The organism is Allobosea sp. CER48 (genome assembly GCF_044752385.1).
Taxonomy (GTDB): domain Bacteria; phylum Pseudomonadota; class Alphaproteobacteria; order Rhizobiales; family Beijerinckiaceae; genus Allobosea.
The window spans coordinates 1-2,471 of sequence record NZ_JBIWYK010000451.1; the positions used below are offsets into that span (position 1 = coordinate 1).

The window sequence follows — 2,471 nt, forward strand, 5'->3', positions numbered from 1 at the left end:
GCCCGTCCCGCCCCACGATGATGTGGTCGTGGATGGCGATGCCGAGAGGCTTGGCGATCTCGACGAGTTCGCGGGTCATCCTCATGTCCGCGCCGGAGGGCGTCGGGTCGCCGGAGGGATGATTGTGGACGAGAATGATGGCGGAGGCCGAAAGCTCCAGCGCCCGTCGCATGACCTCGCGTGGATAGACCGGGGTGTGATCGACGGTGCCGGTCTGCTGCACCTCGTCGGCGATCAGCGCATTCTTTTTGTCGAGGAAGAGGATACGGAACTGCTCGCGCTCGGCGAAGGCCATCGCCATCCGGCAATAGTCGAGAACCGACGACCAGGAGGACAGGACCGGCCGCTTGGAGACCGCGCCTTTCGCCATGCGCTTCAACGCGGCTTCGACGATCTTGAGGTCGAGCGCCACGCCCTCGCCGACCCCCTTGACCTCGGTCAGGCGGGCGGCCGGCGCCGCCAGCACCTCGGCAAAGGAGCCGAAGCGCTGGATGAGCTCCTTGGCGAGCGGCTTGACGTCACGCTGCGGGATCGAGCGAAAGAGGAGAAGTTCGAGCAGCTCGTAATCCGGCAGCGTTTCGGCCCCCGCCTCGACGAAGCGGGCGCGCAGCCGGTCGCGATGGCCGTGATAATGCGGTGTGGGGCTTTTCGAATCGACAGCTTCGGCAAAAGCGGGAGGCGAGGGCGCCCTGCGTGGTCCCTTGCCGACGCCGACGCTCATTTCGCGGCGAGCGGATTGTCGAGGCCGCCCGGCGAGAGCGTGAAGATCTCGCAGCCCGTCTCGGTGACGCCGATCTGATGCTCGAACTGGGCAGAGAGCGAACGGTCGCGCGTGACCGCCGTCCAGCCGTCGGAGAGCACCTTCACGCCCGCCTTGCCGAGATTGATCATCGGCTCGATGGTGAAGACCATGCCGGGCTTGAGCTCGATGCCTTCGCCGGGGCTGCCGTAATGCAGGATGTTCGGGGCGTCGTGGAAGAGCTGGCCGATGCCGTGGCCGCAGAAATCCCGGACGACGGAGCAGCGCTCGGCCTCGGCATAGCGCTGGATGGCGAAACCGATATCGCCGGTGGTGGCGCCGGCCCGCACCGCCTTTATGCCGCGCAGCAGGCTTTCATAGGTGATCTCGACCAGGCGCTCGGCCTTCCGCGAGATATCGCCGACGCCATACATGCGGCTGGAATCGCCGTGCCAGCCATCGACGATCAGCGTGTAGTCGATGTTGAGGATGTCGCCCTCGCGCAGCGGCTTGTCGTCGGGGATGCCGTGGCAGACGACATGATTGATCGAGGTGCAGATCGACCTGGTGTAGCCGCGGTAGAACAGGGTCGCCGGATAGGCGCCGTTGTCCATGGCGAACTGGAACGCGAGTTCGTCAAGGCGCTGGGTAGTCACCCCGGGCTTGACGTAGGAGCCGAGCATATCGAGGCCCGCAGCCGTCAGCCTGCCCGCCTTGTGCATGGCGGCGAAGGCCTCGGGGCCGTGAATCTTGATGGCAGGCTCACGCGAACGCGAGCGGCCGATGGTGTCTTCGAATGTCATGACGTGCGGGCTGCTCCTCTATGACATATCTATTGTGTTTGGCAGGCGGTGCAAGCGCAGTGCGCGGATGGCTGGCGCGCCGGCGCTGCTAGGTGTATCAGGCGGGCGCAATGGCCATCATCGAACAGTCCCCGGCAGAAGATCGTCCGTTCGGCAGCTTCGCGCCGAAAGCCTATCTCGCCCACATCATAGCGCGCACGCGTGCCGCTTCCGATTCATTCCCCGGGCGCAAGATTGCCTACGCCCTGCGCCGACTTGGCTTGCGCTCGCTCAATGGCGAGCCGGTCGATATCGAGGCGCTCGGCGCCAAGATGCGGCTCTATCCGGACGGCAACGTCTGTGAGAAGCGCGTGCTGTTCACCCCGCAATATTTCGACACGGTCGAACGCGAGATGCTGGCCGCGAGGCTGCGCGACGGCTTCACCTTCATCGATGTCGGCGCGAATATCGGCGCTTATTCCCTGTTCGTGGCGGCACAGGCAGGGCGCGGCGCCCGCATCCTCGCTGTCGAGCCGCAGCCGGAGATCTTCTCGCGGCTCGCCTACAACATCGCTCAGAACCCGTTCGGCACGGTCAAGGCCGTGGCCTGTGCGCTGGCCGACAAGCCGGGCGAGCTGACGCTGTTCATCGACCAGACCAACCGCGGCGAGTCGAGCGTCCGCATCCTCAATTCGAGCACCGGCACCGCGGTCAAGGTTCCGGCGATGACCCTGCTCGCCCTGGTCGAGGGCGAGGGCTACGACCGCATCGATGCCATCAAGCTCGATGTCGAAGGGGCGGAGGACCTCATCCTCGAACCCTTCCTGCGCGATGCGCCGGAATCGCTGTGGCCGGGCTTCATCATCATCGAGGATTCCCGCCAGCGCTGGCAGAGCGATCTCGTGGGGCAGCTGACGCGCAGCGGATACCAACTGGTCGCCCAGACCAGG

3 protein-coding genes are annotated in these 2,471 nt (G+C 65.5%); 1 reads left to right on the plus strand and 2 read right to left on the minus strand.

Features of this window, described 5'->3' with window-relative positions:
* On the minus strand, positions 1 to 721 hold a 721-nt coding region (radC, locus tag ACIPIA_RS14215; RefSeq protein WP_400510483.1), incomplete at its 3' end, for a RadC family protein.
* The gene (gene map, locus ACIPIA_RS14220; RefSeq protein ID WP_400510484.1) at positions 718 to 1,542 is read right to left on the minus strand and encodes a type I methionyl aminopeptidase; all 825 of its coding nucleotides are present in this window, start codon (positions 1,540 to 1,542) and stop codon (positions 718 to 720) included. The genes map and radC, both read right to left, overlap by 4 nt.
* A gap of 110 nt (positions 1,543 to 1,652) precedes the next feature.
* Here map and ACIPIA_RS14225 point away from each other — a divergent pair.
* The coding region (locus ACIPIA_RS14225; protein WP_400510485.1) for an FkbM family methyltransferase at positions 1,653 to 2,471 on the plus strand (819 nt) is incomplete at its 3' end.